The sequence below is a fragment of the Roseomonas sp. WA12 genome, from assembly GCF_054165765.1.
The window spans coordinates 1,577,202-1,601,491 of sequence record NZ_CM135108.1 but is presented as its reverse complement, the minus strand read 5'-3'; the positions used below and the strand labels follow the sequence as shown (position 1 = coordinate 1,601,491).

Genomic DNA, 24,290 nt, shown 5'->3' with positions numbered 1-24,290 from the left:
GCGGCGTCGCCCTACTGGGGGAGGGGCGCTGTCGAGATGGAATGCGGGCGGCAAAGTGCTTATCTTCTCGGAAGAAGTCGGGAGGGTGAGACATGGCGACCACGCCAGCGGACGGCGCCTGCATCGTGGGCTGGGCGCACACACCCTTCGGCAGGCTCGAGGACGCGCCGGATGCGGAGGCGCTGATCGGGCGCGTCGCCCGTGCCGCAATTGAGGACGCGGGCATCGACCCGGCCGAGGTGGACGCGATCTATGTCGGCCACTTTAACGGCGGCTTTCAGAAGCAGGACTTCCCGTCCTCCCTCATCCTGCAATCCCTGCCCGAGCTTCGCTTCAAGCCGGCGACGCGGCTGGAGAACGCTTGCGCCACCGGCTCGGCCGCGATCCACGGCGCGATGGACTTTCTGGCCGCCGGCCGAGGCCGCTTCACCCTCGTGGTCGGCGTTGAGAAGATGACGGCGATTCCGGGCGCCCAGGTCGGCGATGTTCTTCTCGGCTGCGCCTACCGCCGGGAGGAAGGCGACATCCCGGCCGGCTTCGCAGGCGTCTTCGCCCGGATCGCCGAATCCTATTTCCAGCGCCACGGCGACCAGTCCGATGCCCTGGCCGCCATCGCCGCCAAGAACCACCGGAACGGCGTCGACAATCCCTACGCCCAAATGCGTAAGGACCTCGGCTACGAGTTCTGCCGCACCGAGAGCGAGCGCAACCCATTCGTCGCCGGCCCGCTGAAGCGCACGGATTGCAGCCTGGTGTCTGACGGTGCTGCAGCGCTGGTCCTCACGGATGCGGAAACGGCCGCTACTATGAACAAGGCGATCCACTTCCGCGCGGCAGTGCAAGTGAACGACCTCTTGCCCATCTCCGCCCGCGAGATCACCCGTTTCGAGGGCGCCCGCGAAGCCTGGCGCCAGGCCTATGGCGCCGCCGGCGTCGGCGTCGGTGATCTCTCCTTCGCCGAGGTGCATGACTGCTTCACGATCGCCGAACTGATCGATTACGAAGCAATGGGTCTGGCGGCGGAAGGGCAGGGCGCCCGCGTCGTGCTGGATGGCACCGTGGCCAAGGGTGGGCGCCTGCCAGTGAACCCCTCTGGCGGGCTGAAATCCAAGGGCCACCCGATCGGCGCCACCGGCGTCTCCATGCATGTCCTCTCGGCCATGCAGCTGGCCGGGGAGGCCGGCGGCATGCAGGTGCCCGGCGCGACCCTCGGCGGCGTCTTCAACATGGGCGGGGCCGCGGTGGCCAATTACGTCTCGATCCTGGAGCGCCTGCGCTGAAGCAGCCGCTCCTGATCGGTTCCGAGATCTACCGCGGCTCCTCCTACGGCCCGAAGCACCCGCTGGCGATCCCGCGGGTGCCCGCCACGCTGGATCTCATTCGTGCCCTCGGCTGGCTGGACCCGCAGCGCTATCTCGACAGCCCGCGGGCCACGCCGGAGCAGCTTGCCCGCTATCACACGCCCGACTACGTCGCCGCCCTGCAACGCGCCGAGGCCGAGCAGGCGGCAACGCCCGAGATGCGGGAGCGGCACCATATCGGCGCGCACGGGAACCCCGTGTACCGGGAAGTCTTTCGCCGGCCCGCCACCAGCGCCGGCGGCGCCATCCTGGCCGCGCGCCTGACCCGGAATGGCGGCGTCGCGCATGTTCCCGGCGCCGGCACGCACCACGCCTTCCCCGACCGGGCCGCGGGCTTCTGCTACATCAACGATCCCGTCATGGGGCTGCTGGAATGGCTTGATCTCGGCCTGTCGAACATCCTCTACGTCGATATAGACGCGCATCACGGAGACGGCGTCGAGTACGCCTTCCGCGAGGATCCGCGTGTCTTCACCCTCTCCGTCCATGAGGCCGGCCGCTGGCCCTTCACCGGAAGGCTGGAGGATCGCGCCGGCGGCCATGCCCGCAATATTCCCGTGCCCCAGGCCTTCAACGACACGGAAATGGACCACGTCCTGAACGCGGCCATTCTGCCCATCCTCCATCAACTTCGCCCGCAGGCCGTCATGCTTCAATGCGGTGCCGATGCGCTCGAGGAAGATCCGCTCGCGCGCCTCTCGCTTTCCAACAACGCGCATCTCGCCGTCGTTCGGGCCTTGATGGCCGAGACCCCGCGGCTGATCGTGACGGGGGGAGGGGGCTACAATCCCTGGACCGTCGCCCGCTGCTGGACGGCGGTTTGGGGCGCGCTGGATGGCCGCCCCATGCCGGACAGTCTGCCGCCCGCGGCGGAAGCGGTCCTCCGCGCGCTCGACTGGGACCGCGCCGCAGGCCGGAACCCGCCCGAGCACTGGTCCACCACTCTGATCGATGCGCCGCGTCCCGGGCCGCTTCGTCCGGAGGTGGTCGCGGCTTGCGACGCGGTACTGGAAGGCTTGCCCGAGCCCGTCAGCCCGGCACGAGCAGGCTGACCGCTGCCTGGGCCGCGATGCCCTCCTCGCGTCCCGGAAAGCCCAGCCGCTCGGTCGTCGTCGCCTTCACCGAGATCCGGTCCTCCGGCACGCCGAGCAGCTCTGCCACGCGCGTGATCATCGCTGGCGCATGGGGCGTGATCTTCGGCCTTTCGCAGATCAGCGTGACATCCGCATTGGCCAGCATCCCGCCTCGCGCCGCGATGCGGCCCGCGGCGTGGCGCAGGAAGTCGGCGCTGTCCGCATCTTTCCACTGCATCTGGCTCGGTGGGAAATGGCGGCCGATGTCGCCCTCGGCGAGCGCGCCATAGATCGCGTCGCAGAGCGCGTGCAGGCCGACATCGGCGTCGGAATGCCCGTCCAGCCCCATCGAATATGGCACCTCGATGCCGCAGAGGAACAGCTTGCGCCCTTCCACCAGCCGATGCACGTCGAAGCCGGTCCCGACCCGAGGGAGGAGGCGCGGCAGCATCCCGGCTTCCACGCGCTCCAGGTCGCCGGGCAGGGTGATTTTCACGTTGCTCTCCGATCCGGGGATGAGACGTACGATATGCCCAGCAGCCTCCAGCAGGAATGCGTCGTCTGTGGCGCCCTCGGGCGCCTGGTGGTGCAGGGATAGAAGCAGGGGGAAACGGAAACCCTGCGGTGTTTGCGCCCGGTACAGCCCGTCCCGCGCGACGGTGCGACGAACTGTGCCGTCCTCGCCCAGCTTCAACGTGTCGGCCACGGGTTGGGCGGGGATAGCGCCCTCGGACGTCGCCAGGGCGCCGACGACGGCGGCGACCGTGCCCGGCGGTACCACGGGCCGCGCGGCGTCATGAACCAGAACCAGCTCCGGCGCGGCCGCGGAGAGCGCGTTCAGCCCGGCGCGAACGCTAGCCTGGCGCGTGTCGCCACCCGCCACAGCCGGTCTTACAGGGAGGCCTTCCAGAATCGAGTCCACACGCGCCCGTTCCGCCTCTGCGCAGACTGGCTGAATCACCTCAACCAGCCCGTCGCGCAGCAGAGCTTCGGCCGCATGGCGCAGGACGGGCCGGCCGAGCAGGGGCAGGAACTGCTTGGGCATCGCCCCACCTAGCCGCTCGCCGCGCCCGGCCGCCATCAGCAACGCCGCAACCCGCATCCCATGACCCCCATCCAAGGTCGCGGAACCTAGCGGCGCCGCGCAGGGCCGCACAGACCCTGCTCTGGGGCACCACGCCACATAGCCAGTTGCGATCGTGCTTGACCGCGCGCCTGCCCGGTTGATAGGCAGATGCCCATGCCCGAACCATCACGCATCGGAGAGCCTGCCCAAGTGGCAGGCAGGTTGCACTTGCGGCCGATCCGCCTCGGCAACATCACCATCGAGCGTCCGGTAATCCTCGCCCCGATGTCGGGCGTGACGGACCTGCCCTTCCGCCAACTCGCACGCAGTCGTGGAACGCCGATGGTGGTGAGCGAGATGATCGCCAGTCAGGCGATGGTACGAGAGAACCGGCAGACCCTGAAGATGGCCGAGGTCGACGGCTTCGGTGGCCCCGCCAGCGTCCAGCTGGCCGGCTGCGAGCCCGAGGTGATGGCCGAGGCCGCGCGACTCGCGGTCGATCACGGCGCGGCCCTGGTGGACATCAATTTCGGCTGTCCGGTGAAGAAGGTGGCCATTGGCCAGCAGGCTGGCAGCGCCCTGATGCGTGACGAGATCCGTGCTGCCCGCATTCTCGAGGCGACGGTGAAGGCCGTGAACGTCCCGGTGACGCTCAAGATGCGCATGGGCTGGGACCACGCCAATCTCAACGCCCCGAACCTCGCCCGCATTGCGGAGGCCTGCGGGATCCGCATGGTCACCGTGCACGGCCGTACCCGGCAAATGCTGTACACCGGCACGGCCGATTGGGCGTTCGTCTCCAAAGTGAAGGCTGCGGTCGGCATCCCCGTGATCGTGAACGGCGACATCCTCGGGCCGCTGGATGCGGAGGAGGCACTGCGGCAGTCCGGCGCGGACGGGGTGATGATCGGGCGCGGCGCCTACGGTCGCCCCTGGCTGCCCGGCGTCGTTGCCGAGTACCTGGCCACCGGCACCATGCCGGAGCTGCCCTCGCTCGCCGAGCAGCACGCCATGCTTCTGGAGCACTACGCCGCGATGCTGTCCCATCACGGCAGCAACCCGGGTCTCCGCCTCGCTCGCAAGCATGTGGCTTGGTACTCGCGTGGACTGCCCGGCAGTGCCGAGTTCCGCGTCCGCATCAACGCTTCTGATACGGTCGAGGACGCCCTGGCCGCGATCGACGGCTTCTACCGCCCGCTGCTGGAGGCCGGGGTGGAGGGCGTGCGGGACATGTTCCGGGAGGCCGGTCGTGAGGCCGCGGAGGATGCGTCCGTATCCTCCCTGGCCGCATGAGGGACGCGATGGCTAGCGGCCCGCAGGTCTTCGACAAGGCCGGCCTGCCGGGCAGCGCGCATCTACTCTCCGCCCTTCCCGTGCCGGTCGTGCTGCTGGACGGGGAGGAGCGCTTCTGCTTCGCCAACCCGGCGGCGGAGCTTTTCCTCGGCCTCTCCTCCGCCAGCCTGTCGCAGATGCATCTGACGGACCTGCTGCCCGAGGATTCTCGCCTTCCCGCCCTGGTGCGCCAGGTGCGCGCGGCGGACGCACCCATTTCCGACCACGACCTGACACTTCTCTCCCCTCGCATTCACCGGGAGGGCGTCGCGGCCCATGCCGCGCCGATGCCGGAGATGCCCGGCGCCGTGGTGCTGACGCTTCAGGATGGCTCCACCGCCCAGAAGCTCGACCGCCAGCTCAACTTCCGCGGTGCCGCCCGCGGGGCAAGCGCGATGGCGGCGATGCTGGCCCATGAGGTGAAGAACCCGCTCTCCGGCATTCGCGGCGCGGCGCAGCTGCTGGAACAGGCGGCGTCCGATGGCGATCGGGAGCTCTGCATCCTCATCCAGGACGAGGTGGACCGGATCCGCGATCTGGTGGAGCGCATGGACATGTTCTCCGAGCGCCCGTTGGAGCGGGACGCCGTGAACATCCACGAGGTGCTGGACCACGTCCGGCGCATCGCCAGCACCGGCTTCGCCGCCCACCTCCGTATCGTTGAGGAGTACGATCCCTCGCTGCCCCCGGTATGGGGCAATCGCGACCAGCTCGTGCAAATCCTGCTCAACCTCGTCAAGAACGCCGCCGAGGCGGTGGACCCGCGGGAGGGAGAGATCGTCCTCTGCACCGCCTATCGCCACGGCGTGCGCCTCGCCATCCCCGGCTCGCCCGAGCGCGTGCACCTGCCGCTCGAGGTCAGCGTGCGGGACAACGGCCCTGGAATTGCCGAGGATGTCCGCGCCAGCCTGTTCGAGCCTTTCATCACTACCAAGCGCGGTGGCCAGGGCCTTGGGCTGGCGATGGTGGCCAAGCTCGTGGCAGACCACGGCGCGCTGATCGAGTGCGACAGCCGCCCTGGCCGCACCGTCTTCCGCCTGTCGCTGGCCAAGCCGCCCCCGCGCACCGCGCAAGCCATGTCCCGGGCGCGCATGCGCCAGCCCGCCTGACGCCGCCCACCCCGAGAACAGGCCCGCTCAAGAACAAGAATGACCGAACGCACCATCCTCATCGCGGATGACGACCGCGCCATCCGTACCGTTCTCGCCCAGGCGCTCGGCCGCGCCGGCTACAACGTGCGTGCCACCTCCTCGGCCGCGACGCTGTGGCGCTGGGTGGAGGACGGGGAGGGCGACCTCGTCATCACCGACGTTGTAATGCCGGACGAGAACGGGCTGGATCTGGTCCCGCGTATCCGCCGCGTGCGGCCTGAGTTGCGAGTGGTCGTGATGAGCGCGCAATCGACCTTTGCCACCGCGCTGAAGGCCGCCCAGCGTGGGGCCTTCGATTACCTCCCCAAGCCCTTCGACCTGAAGGACCTCATCTCGCTCGTCCAGCGAGCCCTCGCTGCCCCGGCCGCACTGCCCGAGAAGGTGGAGGGCGAGGAAGCCGATGAGGAGCGCCTGCCGCTCGTCGGCCGCTCGGCCGCGATGCAGGAAATTTACCGCTCGGTAGCGCGCCTCACGACTACGGACCTGACCGTGATGGTCACAGGCGAGTCGGGGACCGGCAAGGAGCTGGTGGCCCGCGCCCTGCACGACTACTCGCCGCGCCGGCGCTCAGGCAGCTTTGTCGCAGTCAACATGGCCGCGATCCCGCGGGAACTGATCGAGGCCGAGCTGTTCGGCCATGAGCGGGGTGCTTTCACGGGCGCCATGGCCCGCGGCGTCGGGCGCTTCGAGCAGGCCGCTGGGGGCACGCTGTTCCTCGACGAGATCGGCGACATGCCTCCCGAGGCGCAGACCCGCTTGCTGCGCGTTCTTCAGGAGGGCGAGTTCACCACCGTTGGCGGCCGCACCGCGATTAAGGCGAATGTGCGCATCGTCGCCGCCACTCATCGCGACCTCCGCCAGGCCATCCGCGCCGGCGTGTTCCGCGAGGACCTGTTTTACCGCCTGAACGTTGTCCCCATCCGCCTTCCCCCACTTCGCGAGCGTACCGAGGACATCCCGTTGCTGGCGCGCCACTTCCTGGACCAGGCGCGAGCCGCTGGGCTGCCGGCTAAGTCGCTGGACAACGAAGCGGTGGAGCGGCTGCGTGCCCATCCCTGGCCCGGTAACGCCCGGGAGTTGGAGAACCTTATGCGGCGACTCGCCGCGCTCTACCCGCAGGAGGTGATCGGCGAGGACGCGGTGGCGGCCGAGCTGGCCGAGGCCGAAGCCGCCCCTGGCCTGCCCAACGCCCCCACTACCCCCGAGACGCTGGAGCAGGCCGTCGAGCGGCACCTTGCCATCTTCATGAGCGCCCAGCGCGACGGGCTGCCGGTGCGCGACCTGTATGAGCGCGTGCTGGCCGAGGTGGAGCGGCCGCTGCTGCGTCTGGCACTGGCCAACACGCGAGGTAACCAGATCAAGGCGGCGGCCATGCTCGGCCTGAACCGCAACACGCTGCGCAAGAAGATCCGGGAGCTTGAGCTGCCGGTGGTGCGCGGCCTGTCGTGACCGCCACCGGATGACCCAGGAGCCCCGAGGACAAAAAAGCGCCGCGCGTCGGGTGGCGGATGCGCTGCTCGGCCGGGTGATGACGCTCTGCCTCGCACTGGGCGCGCTGCTGGTCGGCATTGCCTCCTTCGCCGTGCTGTCGGGCGGCAGCCCTTTCGGACCCAGCAGCCCGGCCCAGACCGCGGGGTTGGTCTTCGTCAACGCCGCTTTCGTCCTCCTGCTGGCCGCGAGCCTTGCTGGCCGGCTCGTCCGCGTCTGGGCGGAGCGCCGCCGGGGCAGTGCGGGATCACGCCTCCATGTCCGCCTCGTGCTGCTGCTGGGCGGGGTGGCCGTAGTTCCGGCGCTGCTGGTCGCGGTCTTTGCCACAGTATTCTTCCAGCTCGGCATCCAGGCCTGGTTCGGCGACAAGGTGCGGGACACGCTGGAGGCCAGCCTTGTCGCCTCCCGCGCCTATCTGGACGAGAATCGCAACACCATCCGCGCCGATGCGCTGGCGATGGCCGCCGACCTCAACCGCGCGGCCCCGCTGCTGCCTGACAATACTCTTGGCTTCAGCCGCGTGCTGGCCACGCACACTGCGCTGCGCGGGTTGACGGAGGCGGCGGTGTTCGAGCCGGTGCTCGGCCGCGTCATCGCCAATGCCGGCCTTGGCACGGCCTTGGTGATGGATCAACCGCCAGGCTGGGCGATGGAGATCGCGCGCCAGGGCGACGTCGCCGTCCTTTCGGCCGAGGGCGAGGAGGAGGGGCGGGTGCGCGGACTCGTGGCGCTGGATATCGAGCCCGGGCTGATGCTGATGATCGGCCGCCCGCTCGATCCCTCGATCATCGAGCACATGCAGCGCACCGAGCTGGCCTATCAGGAGTACGACCAGCTCGACCGCAACCGCTCCGGTCTCCAGATTACTTTCGCCATGATCTTCGCCATCGCCACCCTGCTGGTCCTGCTGGCGGCGGTGTTGATCGGGCTTGTCATGGCCAACCAGATCGCGCGCCCGATCGCGCGACTCATCAACGCGGCCGAACGGGTGAGGGGAGGCGACCTTTCCGTTCGCGTGGATGAGGGACGGATGGATGACGAGGTCGGCAGCCTCTCCCGCGCCTTCAACCGAATGACCAATCAGCTTGCTGCCCAGCGGAGCGAGCTGCTGGAGGCCTATCGGCAGCTCGACGACCGCCGCCGTTTCACCGAGAGCGTGCTGGCCGGTGTCTCCGCGGGCGTGATCGGGCTGGATGCGGAGGGCCGGATCAACCTGCCCAACCGCCCCGCCAGCGATCTGCTGGGCCAGGACCTGGATGCCGCCGTGGGGCGCCCGCTGGCAGAGGTGGTGCCCGAATTCCGTGCCTTTCTCGCCGCTGCGGCCGCGACGCCCGAGAAGCCGCGGACGGACGAGATTCCAGTCCCAGGTCCCTCCGGCCGTCGGACCCTCCTAGCCCGGATTGGCGCGGAGTTCGACGCGGGTGGCCTCTCGGGCTACGTGCTCACCTTCGATGACATTACCGCCCTCCTTTCCGCCCAGCGCATGGCCGCCTGGGCCGATGTGGCCCGCCGTATCGCCCATGAGATCAAGAATCCCCTGACCCCCATCCAGCTCTCGGCGGAACGGCTCAAGCGCCGCTACCTCAAGCAGATCACCGACGATCCGGACACATTCCGCGCGTGCACCGACACGATCGTGCGTCAGGTCGGCGATATCGGGCGCATGGTGGATGAGTTCTCCGCATTTGCGCGAATGCCGCAGCCGGTAATCCGGCCGGAGAACCCGGCACAGCTCGTGCGGGAAGCGCTCGTGTTGCAGCGCGATGCTCATCCCGGCATCACCTACGAACTGCGCGTGCCCGAGGACTCTCCACACTTGCCCTGCGACCGCCGGTTGATCAACCAGGCGCTCACCAATCTGCTTCAGAACGCCGCCGATGCCATTGCAATGCGACCCGAAGGTGAGGCCGGCGGCCGGGTTTTGGTCGAGGTTGCCGCCGGACCGGCTCGGCTGGCCATCTCGGTCGAGGATAATGGGATTGGCCTGCCTGGGGATGGGGAGCGCGACCGGCTCACGGAACCGTATGTGACCCATAAGGCAAAGGGCACCGGGCTCGGGCTTGCCATCGTGAAGAAGATCATGGAGGACCATGGCGGCGGGCTGGCGCTCGCCGACGGGGTTGAGGGCGGGGCACGCGCCACCCTCACCCTGCCCCTGGTCGACGCGGCGGAGAGCGGCGGATTGCAGGCAAGAGGAGAGATGCTGCGTCATGGCGCATGACATCCTGATCGTCGACGACGAGCCGGACATCCGCGCCCTTCTCGATGGCATCCTTTCCGATGAGGGCTACGAGATCCGGCAGGCCGGGAACAGCGACCAGGCCCTGGCCGCCTTCCGCCAGAAGCGCCCGAATCTCGTCATCCTCGATATCTGGCTGCAGAACTCCCGGCTGGACGGGTTGGGCATCCTCGACGCGATCCATCGCGAGGAGCCGCGCGTGCCCGTTGTCATGATCTCCGGCCACGGGACGATCGAGACGGCCGTGCAGGCCATTCAGCAGGGCGCCTACGATTTCATCGAGAAGCCCTTCAAGTCGGACCGGCTGTTGTTGATCGTCGCGCGGGCGCTGGAAGCTGCCCGGCTGAAGCGCGAGAACAGCGAGCTGAAGCTCCGGAGCGGGTCGGAGACCGAACTGGTCGGTACCTCCTCCCTGGTCGCTGGCATCCGGAACTCGATCGAGAAGGTGGCGCCCACCGGGTCTCGGGTGCTGCTCACCGGCCCTGCCGGATCCGGCAAGGAGGTGGCGGCGCGGATGATCCATGCCCGCTCCCGCCGGGCTGATGAGCCCTTCGTCGCCCTCAACTGCGCCACCTTGAACCCCGCACGCTTCGAGGAGGAGCTTTTCGGGGTGGAAGGTGGCGCCGACCCCGTGACCCAGCCCCGCCGCCAGGGCGTGCTGGAGCGTGCCCATGGCGGCACGCTGTTGCTGGACGAGGTGGCGGACATGCCACTGGAGACCCAGGGCAAGATCGTCCGTGCGCTGCAGGAGCAGGGTTTCGAGCGCATTGGCGGCGCGACCCGGGTGAAGGTGGACGTGCGCGTGACGGCCACCACCAATCGCGACCTCTCTGCCGAAATCGCCGCCGGCCGCTTCCGTGAAGATTTGTACTACCGGCTCGCCGTCGTTCCCATCCGCATGCCGTCGCTGCGCGAGCGGCGGGAGGACGTGCCCGCGCTGGCCCGCCACTTCATGGCCAAGTCCGCCGAGAACTCGGGCGTGCCCATGAGGGAGATCAGTGAGGACGCGATGGCGGCGATGCAGGCCTATGACTGGCCTGGCAATGTCCGCCAGCTACGCAATCTCGTGGACTGGTTGTTGATCATGGCCCCGGGCGGCCCCGCCGATCCGATCCGGCCGGAGATGCTGCCCCCAGAGGTCGGCTCCTCCGCGCCCGCCATGCTCAAGCTGGATCGGTCCAGCGAGATCATGACGCTGCCGCTCCGCGACGCCCGCGAGTTGTTCGAGCGGCAGTACCTGGAAGCCCAGCTGCTGCGCTTCGGCGGCAATATCAGCCGAACCGCGAATTTTGTGGGGATGGAGCGCTCCGCCCTGCACCGGAAGCTGAAGTTCCTGGGCGTGCAGGCCGAGGATCGCGCATCCGTCTCCTGACGCCCACTCACTAAACGCCCATCCGCTGGACTCCGAGGCCCGATGTCGAGAATCGCCTATGTGAACGGGCGCTACGTCGCCCAGCGCGACGCCAGCGTGAACATCGAAGACCGCGGCTACCAGTTCGGCGACGGCATCTACGAGGTGGTGAACCTCGTGGGTGGGCGCTTTCTCGACGAGGACTTGCACCTCGCCCGGCTCCAGCGCTCGGTTGGTGAGATCCGCTTGGGGATGCCGATGCCCATGGCCTCGCTCAAGCTTGTCATTCGCGAGGTGGCACGCCGGAACCGGGTAAGCGACGGCTTGGTCTATATGCAGGTCGGTCGCGGGGTCGCCCGACGCGATCACGCCTTCCCCAAGGTGACACCGAAGGTCTCCCTCGTCGTGACCTCCCGCCATAGTCCGCCCTACCCGAAGGGCATCGATGGTTGGAACATCGCCGCCATCACCCACCCCGACCATCGCTGGGCTCGGCGCGACATCAAGAGTGTGAACCTGCTGCCCAACGTCCTGGCCCGCCAAGCGGCGCGAGAGGCCGGGGCAGGGGAGGCCATCCTGTTTGACCCGAACACCCGCATGGTCACCGAGGGCGCGGCCACAAGCTTCTGGTTGGTAGACGCCGAGGGTGCGATCCGTATCCCGCCGCTTGGAAACACGATCCTGCCCGGCTGCACCCGCGCTGCGCTGCTTGCCGAGATGGCAGAGCACAGCATCCGTGCCGATGAGCGCCCGGTCTCGCTGGACGACCTCGCGACGGCGCGCGAGGCCTTCATCACCTCCGCCGGCTCCTTCGTGAAGCCGGTCCTCAAGATCGACGGCCGACCCGTCGCCGATGGCCAGCCCGGCCCGGTGACGCGCCGGCTCTTCGACATCTTTGCCCGCCACGCAAAGGGCGCGGCCCGCAACGCGGCATGATCCGCCCGCGGGCGATTGTGTGGGACTGGGACAACACGCTCGTGGATGGCTGGCCGGCCATCCGCGCCGGGTTGAACGCCGCCTTTCGGGATGCCGGGATGCCGGAGTGGAGCCTGGAGGAAGTCCGCGAACGGGTACGCCACTCCCTTCGCGACAGCTTCCCGCCGCTTTTCGGCCATCGCTGGGAGCACGCCCGCGACATCTTCTACACGGCCGTCCGTGCCACGCATCTTGAGGTGCTGCGCCCGATGCCAGACGCCGCCGCGCTTTTGCAGCGGGCAGCAGCCATCGCACCAATGGCCGTGCTCTCGAACAAGTCCGGCCCGCTGCTGCGGGCGGAAGCCGCGCATCTCAGCTGGGCGCCGATCTTCCGCGCCCTGGTCGGGGCAGGGGACGGCCCGGCCGACAAGCCGGATCCCCGGCCCATGCGGATCGCCTGCGCAGCTTGCGGGGTCCCGGCTGGCGGCTCTGTCTGGTATGTCGGCGACAACGCGCTGGACATGGACGCTGCCCGTCGCGCCGGCTGCGTGCCCGTGCTTCTCGGCGATGCCGCCCATGACGGAGGCCCGGGCGCCAGCGCCCCCGCTCTGCATTTCGTCACTGCGGCGGCCATGACCGCTGCCCTTTCCGCCCTGGACATTCCTGCCACCCTGGGGTGAATCTGTCGGCCCCATGGGCGAGGGAGCGCGCCCGGGAACGCGGCGCGCCATGCGGGCGGGTCACGAAGAAAAACCGCCCCGTATCCGCACCGGGCCGAAGTCCGGGCGTTTTGAATGAAGAAGGACATCAGCCTATGGCTGCCGAGAAGTCCCAGAACGTGCAGGACGTGTTCCTGAATCATGTTCGCAAAAGCAAGACCCCCGTCACCGTCTTCCTGGTGAATGGCGTGAAGCTGCAGGGCATTATCACCTGGTTCGATAATTTCTCCGTTTTGCTGCGCCGTGACGGGCACACTCAGCTCGTCTACAAACACGCAATCAGCACGGTGATGCCGGGCGCGCCGATCATGCTCTTTGACGCTGCGTCCGCCAGCACCTCAACCCCTGCGCAAGGCCCCACCCAGGCCGGCGCCCCTGTCCGCGAGACCACCATGACCCTCTCACCCCGCGAGCCGAGCCCTGTCGGAAACCAGGACTGACCCCGGGCCGGGGCAGGGCCGTCCGGGCCCTACCCCCGCCGCGGTGATCCTGCCGTGGGAAAGACCCCACGGCACCGGAGACGGACGCGCCGCCGAGGCCAGGTTGGCCGAGGCGGTGGGCCTGACCGCATCCATCGGCGTGGCGATCGTCCACAGCGCGATCCACACCTTGCGCGCCAAGCGCCCCAGCACCCTGCTGGGCGAGGGGCAGGTCGAGGCTGACCGCGCCGCCTTCACCGCCCATGGCGTACAGGTGGTGGTTGTGGATGCAGCGCTGACCCCCGTGCAGCAGCGCAACCTCGAGCGCGCCTGGGGCTGCAAGGTCATCGACCGCACCGGCCTCATCCTCGAGATTTTCGGCGAGCGCGCCCGTACGCGGGAGGGCTCCCTGCAGGTCGAACTCGCCCATCTATCCTACCAGCGCACACGTCTCGTCCGGTCCTGGACCCATCTTGAGCGGCAGCGAGGCGGCTTCGGCTTCCTCGGCGGCCCCGGTGAGTCGCAGATCGAGATCGACCGCCGCCTGATCGACGAGCGGATCGTGAAGCTGAAGAAGGAACTGGAACAGGTGCGCCGCACCCGCGGCCTGCACCGCACGGCGCGCACCAAGGTGCCGTATCCCGTGGTCGCCCTCGTCGGCTACACGAATGCGGGCAAGTCCACGCTGTTCAATGCCCTGACCGGAGCCGGCGTCTACGCGCAGGACCAGCTCTTCGCCACGCTTGACCCGACAATGCGGGCCATCCGCCTGCCATCAAACCGCACCGTCATCCTCTCCGACACGGTGGGCTTCATTTCCGAACTGCCCACCCAGTTGGTAGAGGCTTTCCGCGCGACGCTGGAAGAGGTGGCGGCCGCCGACGTCATCTTGCATGTCCGCGACATCTCCCACCCCGACAGCGCCGCCCAGCGAACCGACGTGATGAGCGTGCTGACGGACCTTGCCACCGGCCCAGACGCGCCGCTGGACGGGGCCTGGGAAAAGCGCCTGGTCGAGGTTCTCAACAAGACCGACCTGCTGGAGGAGCCTCCTCCGGCCACGCCCGGCGCCATCGGCGTTTCGGCCCTCACGGGCGAAGGGCTGGATGCGCTGCGCCAGCTCTTGGACGAGCGCCTAGCGGCAGGGCTGGTCATCGAGCAGTTCACCCTCTCCACCGAGGACGGGGCGGGCCTCGCCTGGCTCTATGAGCATGGCGAGGTGCTGGACCGGCGGGATGAGGACCAAGCCATCCACCTGGCCGTGCGACTTGCCCCGGCCGACCTCGCCCGCTTCCATCAGCGCGGTACCGCGTGAGGTCCTTCGACGACGCAGCCCTGGCGGAGGTGGACCGCATTCTGCGCGCCGCGTCACGGGCCGAGATCATGCCGCGCTTCCGCCGGCTCGCCGCCGAGGACATCCGGACCAAGTCCGGCCCGCTGGACATGGTGACAGACGCCGATGAAGGCGCCGAACGGCTGATCATCGCCGCTTTGTCCGAAAGTTTCCCCGGATGCACAGTTGTTGGCGAGGAGGGCTGTGCCGCCAATCCCGCACTCCTCGATCGACTGGCGGATGCTCCGCTCGCCTTCGTTGTGGACCCGGTAGACGGGACCGCGAACTTTGCCGCCGGTATGCCGATCTTCGGCTGCATGGCTGCGGCCTTTGTTCATGGCGAGGTGGTGGCGGCCTGGATCCACGACCCTGTTGGAGAGGACAGCCTTATCTCAGCTGCCGGGGAGGGGGCCTGGATCACCGGTGTAGAAGGCCGCCGCGGCGCCCGGTTGCGGGTCGCTGCGCCGGTGCCTGTCGGCGAAATGGTCGGCTGCGTCTCCTACGGTTATCTGCCCGAGCCGCGGAAAAGCCATGTCGCCGCCCGCCTGCCACGGCTGGCCAAGACCTGGCAGCTCGGTTGTGCCGCGCATGAGTACCGGCTGCTCGCCGGCGGCCACATTCACCTGTCGCTCTACAACCGGTTGATGCCCTGGGACCACGCGCCAGGATGGCTGGTACACCGTGAGACCGGTGGGTATGCCGCGCAATTCGATGGCAGCCTGTACCACCCGGCCACTGCCCGAACCGGTGGCTTGATCTGTGCCCCGGACCAGACCAGCTGGCACGCTGCCCGCCAAGCTCTTCTGGGCGACTAGCGCCGCTCGGCGCGCTTCGCTTCCTGCCAGCGCTCTTCCATTTCCTCCAGTGATGCATCCGCGGGCGCACGACCCGCGGCCGCCAGCCCGTCCTCGATCGCGCCGAACCGGCGCTCGAACTTGGCGTTGGCACCGCGCAAGCAGGTCTCCGGATCGAGATCCAGCTTCCGCGCGAGGTTGGCCAGCACGAAGAGCAGATCGCCCACCTCATCCGCCAGCCGCGCCGGGTTCGCGCCCGGCAACTCGGCCCGTAACTCCGCAGCCTCTTCCTCAAGCTTGTCCAGCACCCGCGAGGCATCCGGCCAGTCGAACCCTACCCGCGCCGCACGCCGGGTCAGCTTGGCCGCGCGGGTGAGGGCAGGGAGGTTGGTTGCGACGCCCGCCAGTGTCCCAGTCTCTGCCCGCGCCGCGCGCTCGGCCGCTTTTTGCTTCTCCCAGGCGTCATTCTGGGCAGTAAGGTCTCGGACAGCATCCTCTCCGAACACGTGAGGATGGCGGCGTATCATCTTGTCACTAATGGATTTCGCCACATCGACAAAGCCGAACTCGCCAAGTTCCTCAGCCATACGTGAGTGGTAAATAACCTGCAGCAGCAGGTCTCCCAGCTCGTCGCGCAGCGCCGTTCTGTCCTGGCGTTGTACGGCTTCGGCGACCTCATAGCCTTCCTCAACCGTGTACGGCGCGATGGAAGCGAAGTCTTGCTCGCGATCCCAAGGGCATCCATCCGGCGCCCGCAGGCGCGCCATGATGCCAAGAAGGCGGGAGAGTTCGCCCAGCGCCACAACCTCGCTCATCACCCCAGATCCTCAAGTCGCATAATGTAGATTATGTAAAAACGGACCATGTTACGCTGTTTCCAGCACCATCCCATCAAATCCCGGTTCCACGCCTTCGGGCAGAGTGTCCTGCATCCACTGCCAGTCGAGGTCCGGTCCCATATGGGTCAGCACCGTCCGCCGCGCCCCAATGCGCCCCGACCAGGCAACTGCCTTCTCCACATGGGCATGCACCGGATGCGGCGCTCGCTGGAAGCAGCCGACGACCCAATCCTGCACGCCGGCCAGCGCATCGAACCCGGGTTCCGGCATCTCCACGACGTCTGTCGAGTAGCCGAAATTGCCGATCCGGAGCCCGAGCGTCTCCATAACCCTGTGATCCTGGGAAAACAGCCGAACCGCGAACCCGGCAATGTTCACAACCTCACCCGGCTCCACAGGAATCTCCTGTAGCGACGGCCTAAAAAAGCCCGGGGTTGGCGGACGAAACGCGTAGTCGAAACGCCGGGTCACCTCGGCCAGGGTCCTTGGGGTGGCGTAAAGCGGCAGCTGCTGACCCATGATCCGGTTCATGATCCGCAGCTCATCTATCCCCAGCACATGATCCGCATGAGCGTGGGTGAGCAGCACCGCGTCGATCCGCCCGATGCCGTTCGCCAGCAGCTGGGTCCGCAGGTCTGGCCCCGCATCTACGAGAAGTGTTGTACCATCAACAGCCTGGATAACGATGCTTGACCGCGTCCGACGGTTGCGAGGTTCCACGGGGTCACATGCGCCCCAAGCCCCACGATGATCCGCCCCGCCGAGCAACGGCACGCCGCCAGACCCGCCGCACCCCAGGACTGTGACTTTCAACGAAGACAACGCCCTACCTGCACCGGCTGAAAAGGCGTTCGAAGTTCTGCGTCGTGATCTCGCCCACTTTGGCGATGTCCCAGCCGCGCACCCGCGCCAGCATAGCGGCCGTGTGCGCCACCAGCGCGGGTTCGTTGCGTTTCCCGCGTAAAGGCACGGGGGCTAGGTAAGGGCTGTCAGTCTCCACCAGCAACCGGTCCTCTGGCAGATCGGCCACGATGCTCCGCAGCTCCTCACTCTTTGGAAAGGTCAGGATCCCGGAAAGCGAGACATACCCGCCGTCGGCCACCACCCTCTCGGCGAGCGCACGCGTTGAGGAGAAACAGTGCAGAAGCACGGGGAAGTCGCCTCCGGCCTCGCGCTCCTCGGCTAGGATGGCCGCAATGTCGTCATCGGCATCCCGCGCATGAATAGCCAGTGGTAGTCCCGTGCGCTGGCAGGCCCGGATATGCCGGCGGAAGCTTTCCTGTTGCACCTCGCGTGGTGCCTTGTCGTAGAAATAGTCCAGCCCCGACTCGCCGATCCCGACAATCCGCGGGTGGTCCGCCAGGACCACGATCTCCTCGACCTCGGGCACGGATGCCTCGCCCACATTCTGCGGATGCACGCCGACCGTGCCCCAGACCTCAGGAAAGCGTTCCGCCAGCGCCTTCACCTGCGCAGCCTGCTCCATTCGCACGCCGATCGTGACCATCCGGCCAACTCCGGCCTCGACGGCACGCCCAATCACCGCCTCGACCTCCTCCTGGGAGAAGTAGTCGAGGTGGCAGTGGCTATCGACCAGCATCAGGCCGCCTCGTCGATCTTGCGGAACAGTGGCGCGGGCGGCGGCAGTGCAGTGCCGTCAGCCAGGGGAGTCGCCAAGTCCGAAAGGGTGCGCGCCCCCTGCCCTACCCCGAGCTGGTCCAGCATCGCGCCCATCGTCCCGGGCATGAAGGGCTGCAGCACCGTCGCCAGAGCGCGCATTGCGGTGTGCAAGCTGCGCAGCACCACGGCCATCCGCTCGGGATCGGTTTTCTTCAGGGACCAGGGCTTCTGTGCGTCGATCCAGGAATTGCCCAGCCGAACCAAGACCCAGATCCGCTCCAGCGCCTCGCCGAAGGCTTGGCGGGAGACCGCCTCGTCCACCTGCGCCGGTAGCGCCTCGGCCGGGCCGAGCAACTCGCGATCCGCATCCGTGGGCGCCGTGAGGGCGGGCAGCCGGCCCTCACAGTTGCGCTGAATCAGCGACAGGGTGCGCTGCGCCAGGTTGCCCAGGTCGTTCGCCAATTCACTGTTCAGGCGCCCGATCACTGCCCGGCGGGAGAAGTCACCGTCATTGCCGAAAGGGACCTCGCGCAGGAGGTAGTAGCGCAGTGGATCCAGGCCGAACTCATCGGCGAGCGCCAGCGGGTCCAGCCCATTGCCGAGGGACTTGGACATCTTCTGCCCCTCGATCGTCAGCCAGCCATTCGCAAACACCCGCTTCGGCGGGGCCAGATCGGCTGCCATCAGGAAGGCCGGCCAGTACACACAGTGGAAGCGCGTGATCTCCTTGCCGACCATATGCACATCGGCCGGCCAGAAGCCCCATTTCTCTGCCGAGGTATCTGGATAGCCGAGCGCGGTAATGTAGTTCGTCAGCGCATCGAGCCAGACATACATCACATGCGCCTCGTCCCCCGGCACCGGCACGCCCCATTTGAAGGAGGTGCGAGAGATAGAGAGATCCTGCAGCCCCGCCTTCACAAAGGATGTGACCTCCCGCTTCGTGCTCGCGGGCGCCATGAAATCCGGGTTGGCCTCGTAGAACTCCAGCAGCCTGTCGCCCCAGGCCGAGAGCCGGAAGAAATAGGAGGGCTCGCGCGTCCACTCGACCGGGGCGCCGGAGGCGATGGCCACCTTCTTGCCGTCGCGCTCCTCGATCTCGTCGGGGCCGTAGAAGGCCTCGTCCCGCACCGCATACCAACCCTCGTAGTGGCCGAGATAGATGTGCCCACCCTCCGCCAGCTTCTCCCACAGCGCCTGGCAGGATCGCTTGTGGCGCTCCTCCGTCGTGCGGATGAAGTCGTCAAAGGAGACACCGATCCTCTCGGCCATGGACCGGAAGTCGGCTGCTAGGCCGTCAGTAAAGTCCTGCGGCGAAACGCCTGCGGCCACCGCGGCCTGCTCCACCTTCTGCCCGTGCTCGTCGGTGCCGGTCAGGAAGAACACCTCGTCCCCCGCCAGCCGCTTCCAGCGCGCGAGCACATCGGTGGCGATGGAGGTGTAGGCATGGCCGATATGGGGCTGGCCGTTCAGGTAATAGATCGGAGTCGTCAGGAAGAACCGCTTCCCGCCGGCAAGCCTGTTGGCCTCGCTCATCGCACCGTCCCGCGCCAAGATCCCAGCCGGCGCAATCCGGCCCCCGCTATACCGAGAGCCGCGAGAGACCGGTCAGCACCGCCTGTTTGCGGTCCAGGTTGAGTGTGTCGGTCTCGTCGGCCAGCCGGCCGAGCATGTCCCACAGCCCTGCCCAGTCGGCAAGGCCGCGCCCCTCCATCCAGGGTGCTGCGCCCTGCCCTCGTCCGGCCCGCCGCAGCGCGCCCGCGATCGCATCCCGCAGCAGCGCGAAGAAGGTCATGAAGGCGCTGCCGTCCCGCTTGGAGGCCAGCCGGTCGGCTAGAGCATGCAACTCCCGAGGGTCCGGCCGCGGCAGGCGGGCCAGAAATCCCTCCACCTCGCGCGCCATGGCCAGGCCCTCACCCTCGGCAAGGCCTAGGGCCCGCCCGGGGCTGCCGCCCGCCAGCCGCGCGAGCGCTGCACGCTCGTCGCCGGCCAGGTCGGGAAGCCAGCCGGCCAGCACCCCGTCCATCAACCCGTCCTCAAGCGGAAACAGATCCAGCCGCCGCACCCGGCTTCGGATGGTCGGCAGCAGCCGGTCAGGCGCAGAGGCGGTCAGGACCAGCACGGCGCGCGGCGGCGGCTCCTCCAGCGTCTTGAGCAGGGCGTTCTGCGCCTGCTCGTTCATTGCCTCCAACTCCTCGATCACGACCACGCGCCAGCCACCCTCGGCCGGGGTCAGGGCGAGGAAGCGCGTCAGCTCCCGCACCTCCTCCACACGGATGATGACCTTCTTGCCCTTCTCGCCCGTGCCGGGGATCAACGCCCGCAAGTCGGCATGGGCACCCGCCGCCACACGAGAGAAAAGCGGGTCTGCCGGCTGCACGAAAAGCGGTGCCTCATTGGCCGGCGCATTTTGAGGCATCCCCGCAAGCATCCAGCGCGCATAGCGCCAAGCGAGCGTCGCCTTTCCCACGCCCAGCGGACCCGTCAACATCCAGCCATGATGCATCCGCCCTGACAGCGCGGAATCGCGCAACGCAGCGGCCCCATGGTCATGCCCGAACAGGGCGGGGTTAGCGCGTGGTTCCGGTGGAAGGCTCATGCGGCCCCCAGGCGGTCCTGCACGGTCGCAAGCGCCTGGGACAGCACCTCGGCCGCTGACTGCGTCGCGTCCAACACCGCGCAGCGCCCTGGTTCCGCGGCCGCGATCGCGAGGAAGGCATCGCGCACCCGGGCGTGAAAGTCTGCGCCCTGCATCTCGTACCGATTGGCATCCCCGCGCGCGAGCGCCCGGCCCATGCCGCGCTCCACCGCCAGATCGAGCACCAGAGTCAGCTCCGGCCGCAACGTGCCGAGCGCCAGGTCACAGAGCCGTTCCCAAACTTCTCGTGACAGCCCCTGCCCGGCACCCTGATAGGCCAGGGTGCTGTCGGCGAACCGGTCGCAAATCACCCAAATTCCGGCGTCCAGCGCAGGTGCGATGGTTCTCGCCACATGCTCCCGCCGCGCCGTGAAATGCAGCATCGCCTCGGCGGTCGGGTCCCAAGGCCCGGGAAAGCCGGCCTCGCCCAGGATCAGCCGCCGCACGGCCTCAGCCCCCGGCGCGCCGCCCGGCTCTCGCGTGCGCAGAACGGGAATGCCCAATGCGGCAAGTGACGCGGCAAGGGCCCGGGACAGGGTGGTCTTTCCCGCCCCCTCCCCGCCTTCCAGCGTGATGAACCGACCGCGCCCGAGGGCCGGGCGCGGCTCAGGCACCGCCGACCAGCCGCCCCAGCACCGCCGGGATGCGCGGGATCAGCCCGAGCTTGGCAACATCAGCACCGGCCAGAAGCGGAACGGTCATCGGCGGGACGCCGGCACCGGACACCTCCAACTTGCCAAGTTCCTGCCCCTTGGCGACCGGTGCGGGCACCGGGCTGTCGTAGCGCAGCTTCACCTGCAGGTTCCGTCGCCACTGCCGCGGCAGCGTCAGCACCACGTCGCGCCCGCCCACGAGAGGCACGTGCAGCTTCTCGCCGAGATAGACGGGCGCTTCCTCGATCGTGTCCGAGGCGCGGAACAGGGCCACATTCTCGAACTCGCGGAAGCCCCATTCCATCAGCCGCTCGGATTCCTCCCGGCGCTGGGCCATGGAGTTCAGCCCGTTGATGACCAGGATCAGCCGCCGATCGCCGCGCTTGGCCGTGCCGGTCAGGCCATAGCCCGCATCCTCGGTGTGGCCGGTCTTCAGCCCGTCCGCCCCGGCCACACGCCCGAGCAGCGGGTTGCGATTCTCCTGATTGATGTCGTTCCAGCGGAAGCTGCGCTCGGAATAGATCCGGAAGTATTCGGGAAAGTCGTTAACGATGTGCTGCGCCAGGGTGGCCAGGTCGCGGCAGGTCATGCGGTGCTCGGGATCGGGCCAGCCGGTCGCGTTCCGGAAGGAGCTGGAGGTCAGCCCGATCCGCTTGCCGTACTCGTTCAGCAGCTCGGCAAATTGAGTCTCGCTGCCAGAGATTCCCTCTGCCAGCACGATACAGGCATCATTGCCGGACTGGATGATCACGCCCCGGATCAGGTCGGAAACCTTCACCTGATTGCCGATCTGGACAAACATTTTGCTGCCGCCCATGCGCCAGGCGCGCTCGCTGACGGGTAGTTCCTGCTCCATGGTCAGCCGGCCCTGCTTCAGCAGGTCGAAGACGACATACATCGTCATCAGCTTGGACATGGAGGAGGGCGGCATCCGCTCCTCGGCATTCTTCTCGAGAAGAACGGCGCCCGTATCGGCGTCGATGATCAGCGCCTGGCGGGCCACGGTGTCCACCGGCCCGAGCGGCGTGGTGGCCGGGGAACCCACCGGCGCGGCGGGCGCACGGGCGGGCCGCTGCTGGCTTCGCGCCTGCGCGAGCGCCTCTCCCGAAACTCCGCCCGCAACGCCAATCAGGGCTGCGGCCCCGATCACATCCCGACGCTTCGGCATCCCCATGCCCCCCGTTTTCCGCGGCCCCCGCGCCAAAGCGGCGGTGCCGGGCCGTCCTAGAGCGGATCGCCTGATGGCGGAACCTCCCCCAGGCTTGAATCCGCGCTTCAACAACAAGCTAGAGCATTCTCCCGAGGCCCGTGTGAACGGAATTCGCCCTAGTCGATGACGATCCGCGCCTCGGTCACGCCGGCGCGGATCGCGCCCTCCAAGGCCCGGTCCGCCTCGACCGTCGTGGCGAATGGCCCGAGCCGGACCCGCCACTCCGGGCGCGAGGGCGGGCCGAAAGCCTCGATACGCGCCCCGCTGCCGAGCCGCGAGGCTTGGCGCTGCGCCGCCGCTCGTCCTCCGAAGCTGCTGCCCTGCACCATGAGTTGCCCCGGCATGGCTGGACCCTGGGTCACCCGCTCCGGCAACACCACCGGCGGCGCTGAGCGTGACAGGGCGGAAGCGGCGGCCTGGATTATCGGGCCGCGGGCCTCCCGCACCCGCTCGGCCTGGCGCGCCCCAGCAATGGGCGCAAGCGCCTCCCGCTCCACCGTCCCAGTGGGCGCGGCCTCTATCACCGGCCGACTGCCCTCGGCCGCCGGCAATCCGCCCGCCAGCGCGCGGGAGGACTCGCCCTCTACCGCCACGCGAACCTGCGCAGGTCGCCCCAGCGTGACGCCCAGCAGCTCGGCCGCTCGCCGGGACAGTTCGATCACCCGCCCCGGATCGGCAGGGCCGCGGTCATTCACCCGGACCGCGAGCGCGCGTCCGTTCTCAAGGTTGGTCACCGTCACCACGGCCGGAAGTTGCAACGTGCGATGCGCCGCCATCAGTGTCGCGGGGTCATGAACCTCCCCATTCGGCGTGCGCCGCCCAGCCCGGGGGTCACCCGCAACTGAGGCGAGACCGGTCTCGACCAGCCCGAAATCCTCGCGCGGGTAGAACCAAAGGTCGCGTAGGCGGTATGGCTCGCCGACGCTGTAGCGCGCCTCGCCAGCCGGCACCGGCGGCTCGGGCGCCTTGCACCCCGAAAGCAGAGCCCCGCCGAAGAGAAGGGAGCCGAGAAGGGCGGCAGCGCGCCTCACGCGACGCGGTCGGACAGCATGCCGACCGCCAGGGCGTAGAAGTTGGAGGGGTTGTAGCGGCGGATCACGTTGAAGTTCTGGTAGACCAGAAAGGCCTGCAGACTGCCCGAGGATGCGCCCGGCGCGATCACCGCGCCCGTCATGTCCAATGCCGGAACCGGCGTGCCGTCCGTAAATGTGAAGCCCTGCCGCGCCCAGTCACGCAGCGGCCGCACATTCTCCCTCGTCGCCTGAGAGGGGTCGAAGCCGGCCGGCAGCACCACCTCCCGGCCCCAGCGCTCGTCCTCCCGCCAGCCGGAGCGGCCGAGATAGTTGGCTATGGAGCCGAGCGCATCCGCCCGGCTATCCCAGATGTCCTTGCGCCCGTCGCCATCAGCGTCCACCGCCAGGCGCTCGAAGCTGCTCGGCATGAACTGGGGATGCCCCATGGCGCCGGCCCAGGACCCGCGCATGCGCTCCGGCGTAATATGCCCGGCATCAAGGATGCGCAGCGCGGACATCAGCTCACCGCGGAAGAAGCTGGCACGCCGCCCTTCCCAGGCCAGCGTGGCCAGCGCTTCGATCACCCCAAAGCCGCCAGTGTTCTGGCCGTAATTCGTCTCCATTCCCCAGATCGCCACCATGAAGCGACCGGGAACGCGGTACCGGCCTTCCAGGGACTGAAGGAGCGCGCGCTGCTCGGCATAGGCACGCCGGCCGTTGTCGATCCGCGTCTGGCTGACGATACGGTCCCGATACTGGTCCCAGGTCAGCGTGGTTTCGGCCTGGCGCCGGTCCAGCTCGATCACGCGATCGACCGGCCGCACGCCCTGGAAGGCGCGCTGCAATGTAGCGGCAGAGACCCCCGCTCGCCGGGCATCGGCGCGCACGCCTTCGAGGAACCCCTCGAAGCTGCCCTGCTGCGCCAGCGCGGGCCGTGCCAGCGCGAGGGCGGGGAGGAGGAGGACGGACCGGCGGCCGGGGCGGTTCATGGGCGGAGAGGTGCCATTTCCTGCGGCCCGGGGCAACGGAGTGGTTGCGACCGAAAGCAACTTGTTCGGATCGCGCCCCGTCCCATC

22 protein-coding genes are annotated in these 24,290 nt (G+C 68.3%); 12 read left to right on the top strand and 10 right to left on the bottom strand.

What is annotated here, in order from left to right; translation table 11 throughout:
* The first annotated feature begins 92 nt into the window (after positions 1-92).
* Both ACVBD7_RS07615 and ACVBD7_RS07610 read left to right on the top strand, forming a co-directional pair.
* Entirely contained in the window at positions 93-1,280 is a 1,188-nt protein-coding gene (locus ACVBD7_RS07615) for an acetyl-CoA acetyltransferase (protein ID WP_458096886.1), read from the top strand.
* A gap of 77 nt (positions 1,281-1,357) precedes the next feature.
* The gene (locus ACVBD7_RS07610; protein WP_458096885.1) at positions 1,358-2,413 is read left to right on the top strand and encodes an acetoin utilization protein AcuC; all 1,056 of its coding nucleotides are present in this window, start codon (positions 1,358-1,360) and stop codon (positions 2,411-2,413) included.
* Here the strand turns inward: ACVBD7_RS07610 and ispD are convergent.
* A complete protein-coding gene (ispD, locus tag ACVBD7_RS07605) occupies positions 2,391-3,536 on the bottom strand; it encodes a 2-C-methyl-D-erythritol 4-phosphate cytidylyltransferase (RefSeq protein ID WP_458096884.1) in 1,146 nt (381 codons plus the stop codon). The genes ACVBD7_RS07610 and ispD overlap by 23 nt on opposite strands.
* A 132-nt stretch (positions 3,537-3,668) precedes the next feature.
* Between ispD and dusB the strand changes: the two genes are divergently transcribed.
* The 10 genes from dusB to ACVBD7_RS07555 all read left to right on the top strand — a co-directional run bounded on the left by dusB (position 3,669) and on the right by ACVBD7_RS07555 (position 15,262).
* Positions 3,669-4,793, top strand: a complete 1,125-nt coding sequence (gene dusB, locus ACVBD7_RS07600; RefSeq protein ID WP_458096883.1) for a tRNA dihydrouridine synthase DusB — start codon at positions 3,669-3,671, stop codon at positions 4,791-4,793.
* A gap of 8 nt (positions 4,794-4,801) precedes the next feature.
* Positions 4,802-5,941 carry a two-component system sensor histidine kinase NtrB gene (locus ACVBD7_RS07595; RefSeq protein ID WP_458096882.1) on the top strand — a complete coding sequence of 380 codons (1,140 nt, stop codon included), beginning with the start codon at positions 4,802-4,804 and terminating at the stop codon, positions 5,939-5,941.
* Positions 5,942-5,980: 39 nt separating this feature from the next.
* Entirely contained in the window at positions 5,981-7,432 is a 1,452-nt protein-coding gene (gene ntrC, locus ACVBD7_RS07590) for a nitrogen regulation protein NR(I) (protein ID WP_458096881.1), read from the top strand.
* A gap of 10 nt (positions 7,433-7,442) precedes the next feature.
* Positions 7,443-9,692 carry an ATP-binding protein gene (locus tag ACVBD7_RS07585; protein WP_458096880.1) on the top strand — a complete coding sequence of 750 codons (2,250 nt, stop codon included), beginning with the start codon at positions 7,443-7,445 and terminating at the stop codon, positions 9,690-9,692.
* A complete protein-coding gene (gene ntrX, locus ACVBD7_RS07580; RefSeq protein ID WP_458096879.1) occupies positions 9,682-11,082 on the top strand; it encodes a nitrogen assimilation response regulator NtrX in 1,401 nt (466 codons plus the stop codon). Before ACVBD7_RS07585 ends, ntrX begins: the two co-directional genes overlap by 11 nt.
* 42 nt (positions 11,083-11,124) lie before the next feature.
* Positions 11,125-11,997: a D-amino-acid transaminase gene (locus tag ACVBD7_RS07575; protein ID WP_458096878.1), complete on the top strand. Its 873-nt coding sequence runs from the start codon at positions 11,125-11,127 to the stop codon at positions 11,995-11,997.
* Positions 11,994-12,656, top strand: a complete 663-nt coding sequence (locus ACVBD7_RS07570; RefSeq protein WP_458096877.1) for an HAD family hydrolase — start codon at positions 11,994-11,996, stop codon at positions 12,654-12,656. Before ACVBD7_RS07575 ends, ACVBD7_RS07570 begins: the two co-directional genes overlap by 4 nt.
* 134 nt (positions 12,657-12,790) lie before the next feature.
* The gene (gene hfq, locus ACVBD7_RS07565) at positions 12,791-13,135 is read left to right on the top strand and encodes an RNA chaperone Hfq (RefSeq protein ID WP_458096876.1); all 345 of its coding nucleotides are present in this window, start codon (positions 12,791-12,793) and stop codon (positions 13,133-13,135) included.
* A gap of 43 nt (positions 13,136-13,178) precedes the next feature.
* Positions 13,179-14,429: a GTPase HflX gene (gene hflX / locus ACVBD7_RS07560; RefSeq protein ID WP_458096875.1), complete on the top strand. Its 1,251-nt coding sequence runs from the start codon at positions 13,179-13,181 to the stop codon at positions 14,427-14,429.
* Positions 14,426-15,262, top strand: a complete 837-nt coding sequence (locus tag ACVBD7_RS07555; protein ID WP_458096874.1) for an inositol monophosphatase family protein — start codon at positions 14,426-14,428, stop codon at positions 15,260-15,262. The genes hflX and ACVBD7_RS07555 overlap by 4 nt, the downstream gene beginning before the upstream one ends.
* Here ACVBD7_RS07555 and mazG read toward each other — a convergent pair.
* The 9 genes from mazG to ACVBD7_RS07510 form a co-directional block, all read right to left on the bottom strand.
* Positions 15,259-16,056: a nucleoside triphosphate pyrophosphohydrolase gene (gene mazG / locus ACVBD7_RS07550; protein ID WP_458096873.1), complete on the bottom strand. Its 798-nt coding sequence runs from the start codon at positions 16,054-16,056 to the stop codon at positions 15,259-15,261. The genes ACVBD7_RS07555 and mazG overlap by 4 nt on opposite strands.
* Before the next feature lie 51 nt (positions 16,057-16,107).
* Positions 16,108-16,893 carry an MBL fold metallo-hydrolase gene (locus ACVBD7_RS07545; RefSeq protein ID WP_458097659.1) on the bottom strand — a complete coding sequence of 262 codons (786 nt, stop codon included), beginning with the start codon at positions 16,891-16,893 and terminating at the stop codon, positions 16,108-16,110.
* A gap of 13 nt (positions 16,894-16,906) precedes the next feature.
* The gene (locus ACVBD7_RS07540; RefSeq protein ID WP_458096872.1) at positions 16,907-17,680 is read right to left on the bottom strand and encodes a TatD family hydrolase; all 774 of its coding nucleotides are present in this window, start codon (positions 17,678-17,680) and stop codon (positions 16,907-16,909) included.
* Positions 17,680-19,236 carry a methionine--tRNA ligase gene (gene metG, locus ACVBD7_RS07535; RefSeq protein ID WP_458096871.1) on the bottom strand — a complete coding sequence of 519 codons (1,557 nt, stop codon included), beginning with the start codon at positions 19,234-19,236 and terminating at the stop codon, positions 17,680-17,682. The genes ACVBD7_RS07540 and metG overlap by 1 nt, the downstream gene beginning before the upstream one ends.
* 46 nt (positions 19,237-19,282) lie before the next feature.
* Positions 19,283-20,299, bottom strand: coding sequence for a DNA polymerase III subunit delta' (locus ACVBD7_RS07530; protein ID WP_458096870.1), 1,017 nt, complete (start codon positions 20,297-20,299; stop codon positions 19,283-19,285).
* Entirely contained in the window at positions 20,296-20,952 is a 657-nt protein-coding gene (tmk, locus tag ACVBD7_RS07525; RefSeq protein WP_458096869.1) for a dTMP kinase, read from the bottom strand. Before tmk ends, ACVBD7_RS07530 begins: the two co-directional genes overlap by 4 nt.
* Entirely contained in the window at positions 20,945-22,159 is a 1,215-nt protein-coding gene (locus tag ACVBD7_RS07520) for a D-alanyl-D-alanine carboxypeptidase family protein (RefSeq protein WP_458096868.1), read from the bottom strand. The genes tmk and ACVBD7_RS07520 overlap by 8 nt, the downstream gene beginning before the upstream one ends.
* Positions 22,160-22,317: 158 nt before the next feature.
* Positions 22,318-23,232: an RlpA-like double-psi beta-barrel domain-containing protein gene (locus ACVBD7_RS07515; protein WP_458096867.1), complete on the bottom strand. Its 915-nt coding sequence runs from the start codon at positions 23,230-23,232 to the stop codon at positions 22,318-22,320.
* A complete protein-coding gene (locus tag ACVBD7_RS07510; RefSeq protein WP_458096866.1) occupies positions 23,229-24,203 on the bottom strand; it encodes a lytic murein transglycosylase in 975 nt (324 codons plus the stop codon). The genes ACVBD7_RS07515 and ACVBD7_RS07510 overlap by 4 nt, the downstream gene beginning before the upstream one ends.
* Between the last annotated feature and the right edge of the window lie 87 nt (positions 24,204-24,290).

What these genes read in the sequence shown, in the direction of transcription:
- ACVBD7_RS07615 (WP_458096886.1), top strand. Translation starts at nt 93, where the DNA reads ATGGCGACCACGCCAGCGGACGGCGCCTGCATCGTGGGCTGGGCGCAC.
- ispD (WP_458096884.1), bottom strand. Translation starts at nt 3,536, where the DNA reads ATGCGGGTTGCGGCGTTGCTGATGGCGGCCGGGCGCGGCGAGCGGCTA.
- dusB (WP_458096883.1), top strand. Translation starts at nt 3,669, where the DNA reads ATGCCCATGCCCGAACCATCACGCATCGGAGAGCCTGCCCAAGTGGCA.
- ACVBD7_RS07595 (WP_458096882.1), top strand. Translation starts at nt 4,802, where the DNA reads ATGGCTAGCGGCCCGCAGGTCTTCGACAAGGCCGGCCTGCCGGGCAGC.
- ntrC (WP_458096881.1), top strand. Translation starts at nt 5,981, where the DNA reads ATGACCGAACGCACCATCCTCATCGCGGATGACGACCGCGCCATCCGT.
- ACVBD7_RS07585 (WP_458096880.1), top strand. Translation starts at nt 7,443, where the DNA reads ATGACCCAGGAGCCCCGAGGACAAAAAAGCGCCGCGCGTCGGGTGGCG.
- ntrX (WP_458096879.1), top strand. Translation starts at nt 9,682, where the DNA reads ATGGCGCATGACATCCTGATCGTCGACGACGAGCCGGACATCCGCGCC.
- ACVBD7_RS07575 (WP_458096878.1), top strand. Translation starts at nt 11,125, where the DNA reads ATGTCGAGAATCGCCTATGTGAACGGGCGCTACGTCGCCCAGCGCGAC.
- ACVBD7_RS07570 (WP_458096877.1), top strand. Translation starts at nt 11,994, where the DNA reads ATGATCCGCCCGCGGGCGATTGTGTGGGACTGGGACAACACGCTCGTG.
- hfq (WP_458096876.1), top strand. Translation starts at nt 12,791, where the DNA reads ATGGCTGCCGAGAAGTCCCAGAACGTGCAGGACGTGTTCCTGAATCAT.
- mazG (WP_458096873.1), bottom strand. Translation starts at nt 16,056, where the DNA reads ATGAGCGAGGTTGTGGCGCTGGGCGAACTCTCCCGCCTTCTTGGCATC.
- ACVBD7_RS07540 (WP_458096872.1), bottom strand. Translation starts at nt 17,680, where the DNA reads ATGCTGGTCGATAGCCACTGCCACCTCGACTACTTCTCCCAGGAGGAG.
- metG (WP_458096871.1), bottom strand. Translation starts at nt 19,236, where the DNA reads ATGAGCGAGGCCAACAGGCTTGCCGGCGGGAAGCGGTTCTTCCTGACG.
- ACVBD7_RS07530 (WP_458096870.1), bottom strand. Translation starts at nt 20,299, where the DNA reads ATGAGCCTTCCACCGGAACCACGCGCTAACCCCGCCCTGTTCGGGCAT.
- ACVBD7_RS07520 (WP_458096868.1), bottom strand. Translation starts at nt 22,159, where the DNA reads ATGCCGAAGCGTCGGGATGTGATCGGGGCCGCAGCCCTGATTGGCGTT.
- ACVBD7_RS07510 (WP_458096866.1), bottom strand. Translation starts at nt 24,203, where the DNA reads ATGAACCGCCCCGGCCGCCGGTCCGTCCTCCTCCTCCCCGCCCTCGCG.